Annotated in this window: 1 protein-coding gene and 1 pseudogene; both read right to left on the minus strand. The window is 63.8% G+C overall.

Annotated elements, in window-relative coordinates; genetic code table 11:
* Positions 1–190 precede the first annotated feature (190 nt).
* Complete coding sequence (locus IEX78_RS12685) at positions 191–1,309, minus strand: alkaline phosphatase PhoX (RefSeq protein WP_229683913.1); 1,119 nt, start codon at positions 1,307–1,309, stop codon at positions 191–193.
* 319 nt (positions 1,310–1,628) lie between these two features.
* Positions 1,629–3,521, minus strand: a pseudogene (locus IEX78_RS12690) (dynamin family protein); the annotation flags it as partial.
* Positions 3,522–3,535 lie beyond the last annotated feature (14 nt).

Here is a 3,535-nt window from a genome sequence, read left to right on the forward strand (position 1 = left end):
CTAGCCACCCTACCGGCCATCGTGTCACCGTTTGCTGGGATCCAGATCCCTTTGCCGTGCGGCGATTGGACGTGGGCAAACCTCGGTCCGCAACGTCACGTGACACGAACGGCATCAAGATCAACACGCTGTGGTGGAGAAAGTCACTCGGCCGATGCCGCCACCAGAGCGTGTTGATCTTGAATGTGCCCTAAAGCGAACGGCGGAACGGGCCCGTCACCTCGTAAGTGATGCCGCCGCCGTCGGTGCCGGTGGTGCCGTTCTGCGACGAGAAGTACATCCGCGTGCCAGCGGGGTTGAAGGCGACCCCCGCGATTTCCGAGCCGTCCTGGCCGACGATCTTGACGAACGGGGCGATGACGTCGTTCGGGGTGATCACGCAGATCTCCATGTCGCCGCCATCCTCGGCGACGAACAGGTCGCCGACGTGGGGATCGCCAGTGATGTTGTCGACGCCGGTGAGCGGCGCGTTGGCGGTGGTGTCGTTGTCGTAGACCGTCGCGAGCTGATTGGTCGCGGCGTTGTACGCCCAGACCTTGTCGTCGCCCTTGGTGGTGAAGTAGCAGATGTTGTTGCGGTAGTAAGCACCTTCGCCACCGTTGAACACATACATGTTGTTGACCTGCTTGCGGCAGTCCTGACCCTTCGGCTTCACTGCGGCCCAGTTCAGGTCGGTGGTCAGGACCTCAAGCTTGCCCGCGGACAGGTTGCCCCACGCGTTTGGGGTGTAACGGTAGAAGCCGCCGTCAGGCTCGTCCTCGGTGAGGTAGACGACCTTGCGATCAGGGTCGAACGCGGCCGCTTCGTGGTTGAAAACGCCCATCGCCTCGTGACTCACCGCGGGCTTGACGCCCCACGGGTCGGTCTCCCAACACAGGCCCTTGTTGTGCTCTTCGCACGAGATCCAGGTGTTCCACGGCGACGCGCCACCCGCGCAGTTATCGGTGGTTCCCGACAGAATCGGGTACGCGCCGGTGATGTTGCCAGCGCCGTCGAACTTCACCGCGCTCACGCCACCTGCACCTTTACCGAGTTCGGCGTTGGATACGTAGATCCAGCCGGAGCCGTCGGCGAAGCAAGCGCCACCGTCGGGCGCGCCGTGCCACACATGCTTGGTCGCGCCGACAACCTGGCCGGACCGAGCGACGACCCGGCTCGTGAAGCCCTTGGGCAGCATCAGCCCGTTGGCGTCGGCGGCTTGGAGACCGCCGTATGGACTCGCTCCACTTTGCGCCGGATAGGCGAGCGCTTCACGCCCGAGCGTGAACGTCAGTGCCACCGAACCGGCACCGACTACGGCCGCTTTCATGAATCCTCGTCGCTGCATCCTCTTCCTTCCTCGACCCGCCTGTTTTGACAGGCAGTTCGAGGGAGGTTAGGTAGCGCAGGGGAAGTCGCCGCGACCGTGACGCGTCAGGCAAGCGACCAACTGGCCAACAGGCCAGCCGCGATGCTCAATTACTGTGTGGCTCCCCATTTTTCGGCTACGTACGCCGATTTACCGCGAACATCCTTCCGCAACTATCACGCCGAAACGTCACATGACAGCCAGCCATCAAGATCATCAGGCTCTCACGGATTTTCCTTCTCGACGTTTGTTTACCTGAGAGCCTGATGATCTTGATTGGTCAGACGCCAACCGGGCGCACTCCCGCCGACGGGGCCGTGTACGTGCGTTGGCGCGGGGTCGGGGTGCCGAGTTCGAGCATTCCGTCGGCGTATCTGCGCAGCTCAGCGGCCCTGACCAGCTGGTGTTCCAAGATTTCGCGACGAGCCGCGCGGCTGGAGACCGCGCTGTTCGCCGCTTCCTGGGCGGCGTGCAGCGAGGCGTTGATCGAGCGCAAGCTGCGTTCGGCAACGCCGGTGTAGTGGTCGCGCAGGGCCCGGTGAATGCGGTTGAGGCGGTCTTTTGTCTCTTTTCCCGCATGGAAAGCGACATCGTCGACGAAACGGCGCACGGCAGCCTTCGCTTCGAGGCGTTTCCGCTGCAAACGCTGACCCTTGTCGTCCTTATATGCCTTGCCGCCGACGAGAATGCCCGCGCCGATCGACAGTGGGTTCAGCAGCGCGAGACCCGCCAGCGTTGAGGCCAAACCGACCATCAGCACGCCACCATAGGACCCGCGCAAACCGACCAAAACCTTGCTGGTGACGCCGATATCGGGTTCAAGGCCACCGAGCGTGCCCACTTTCGCGCTGCTCGCGTGGTCGGAGTCCATCGCTTTATCGACGTCGGGGAGGTCGATCGCGCTTGCCTTGCCGAAGTGCTCAGCGACAGTTTCGGCGAGGGTTTCCGCGCGGGTGTGCGTCCAGAGGAGGTTGTCGCCGAGCGCCGTATCGACTGTGCCCGTTAGCCATTCGGCGATCGCGGGCCAGTGTTTGGACGGGTCGTGATCGTCGATCCAGTCCTCGGCCGTGTGCGCGACGGCGCGGAGGCGTTCGCGCAGGTCGTGGTCGATGTCGTTCATGAGGTCGGCGATGCCGTCGGAGAGGGTTTGCTGCCAGTAGCCGGAGTTTCTGCGTAAGTCTTCGGCTACGGTACGCGCGTTTTGGAGTTCGCGAATGGCGGCGTCGCCGGATTCTGGGTCGCTTAGCGCGAGCAGTTCGCTACCCAGTGCGAGCGCCAAATGCTCTGCGGCCGAATGTAATTCGCGTGCCACTGCCGCACGGGCGCTGACCTGGTCGCGTGCGACGACCTGGTCTTTCAGGAAACCAAACAGCATGCCGAAACCCGACTCGCGGCCCAGTTGCGCGTTGTTGAGCCGCAGCGCGTGGGAGCGCAGCAGGGACGAAACGGGCAGGAACGGGACCTGCAAGCCCGCCTTCGCGATGTGGGCTTTGTCGGCTTGGGCGACTTGGCGCCAGTGCGGATACATGTCGATTTTGGTGAGCAGGACCGCGACGGTTGGGCAGAGTTCGCGGACCTGTCGCAGGAAGGCGAGTTCGGGTTCGGTCAGTTCGGTTGACGCATCACTCAACAGCAGGACCGCGTCAGCCGACGGAACCATCGACAGCACCGTCGCCGAAAACGAGCTCCCATGACCGCCGATACCGGGGGTGTCGATGAGGACAATTCCCTCGCTGAGCAGCTGGTTTGGCACCTTCGCCTCAATACGGGCGATCTGGCGGCCCTGCGCGTAGGGGCTGTTGGCGTCGATGTTGCCGATCTCCTCGAACGGGACCTGCACGCGGACCTCGCTCGCACCGGGCGCGGTGAGCACCAGTTCGGCCGAAGGGGTCGCGCCGTATTCGAGTTGCATGGGAATGGCGGTGGTGACGTCGTCACCTACGCGGCAAACATCAAGTCCGAGAAGAGCATTCACGAACCTGCTCTTGCCTTGCTGCCGCTGACCAGTCACCACGATGCGCCTGCGTGGGTCGCTGACCCGCTGCGCCGCCGCCTCCAACCGGACAACAAGGTCGTCGCGGTCGGCGGCGCGAGCCGCCTCGATCGTGTCGCCGAGCACCGTCAGCAGCGGGGTGGCTGCTGACGGTGCGGCCGGCTTCGTTGCCGGAGTTGTCATGTCCGAATCCC

It is taken from the genome of Nocardia camponoti (assembly GCF_014646135.1).
In the GTDB taxonomy this organism is placed as follows: Bacteria; Actinomycetota; Actinomycetes; order Mycobacteriales; family Mycobacteriaceae; genus Nocardia; species Nocardia camponoti.